The sequence below is a fragment of the Streptomyces bobili genome (genome assembly GCF_002154575.1).
Lineage (GTDB): Bacteria > Actinomycetota > Actinomycetes > Streptomycetales > Streptomycetaceae > Streptomyces > Streptomyces bobili.
Genome location: NZ_MUBA01000931.1, coordinates 1 through 895, shown reverse-complemented (window position 1 = coordinate 895; position 895 = coordinate 1). Strand labels below are relative to the sequence as shown.

Here is an 895-nt window from a genome sequence, read left to right as displayed (position 1 = left end):
CCCCCGGCGACCACCCCGCCGGGCACCACGCCTCCGGCGACGACCCCGACCGACACGGTCCACCACCTGGAGGACGCGGGCACGGCGAAGCTCACCGCCATGGCGGGAGACACGTTCGGCGACCGCATCGGCACCCGTACCGAGACCAAGGCCGGCACGGCCGTCGCCAAGGTCCGGGTCCGCTTCACGATCGTCGGGGACACCGACGCCACCTTCACGGGCGGCGAGAGTGTGGCCACGGTCATCACGGACAGCCGGGGCATCGCCACGGCCCCCGCCCTCCGGGCGGGTGAGAAGACCGGCGCCTTCACGGTCCGCGCCACCGTCGTGGGCCGTACGGTCGCCGCCGTGAACTACTCGGCGACGGTCATCGCCCGCGCCGCCGACGCCCTGGCCCGCACCGGCTCGGCCTCCCTGACCTGCGTCGCCGGCGGAGAGTTCGCCGACCAGGTCGAGCTGAAGGCCAGCTACAAGGGCGCCGTGGCGGACGGCGTCGCGGCGACCGCCACGCTCGTGAAGTCGTCCGCCGACCCGACCGCGAACGACAAGGGCCCCTTCTTCAAGGACGCGGCGGGCAACCCCGTCCGCACCCTGACGGGCCTGCGCACGGACGCGAACGGCCTGCTGACCCTCCCGAAGCTGTACGCGGACGACACGGCCGGCACGTTCCTGCTGCGCGTCACCACCGAGGGCGGCGCCACCCTCACGGTCGAACTGACCGTGACGGCGGCCCCGTCACCCACGCCGACCCCTTCGGACCCGCCCTCCGAAACCCCTGCGGAGAGCGCCTCCCCGAGCCCGTCAGGATCGACGACGACCGGCTCCTGACCCGCCTCGGCACCAGGTCCGAAGCGATACCGCACCACCTCAGCACCACCTCCGCACCACCGACGGC

Annotated in this window: 1 pseudogene; it reads left to right on the top strand. The window is 73.9% G+C overall.

Annotation, left to right across the window (positions count from 1 at the left end):
* A pseudogene (locus BZL64_RS38785) lies at positions 1-828 on the top strand (lytic transglycosylase); the annotation flags it as partial.
* Positions 829-895 lie beyond the last annotated feature (67 nt).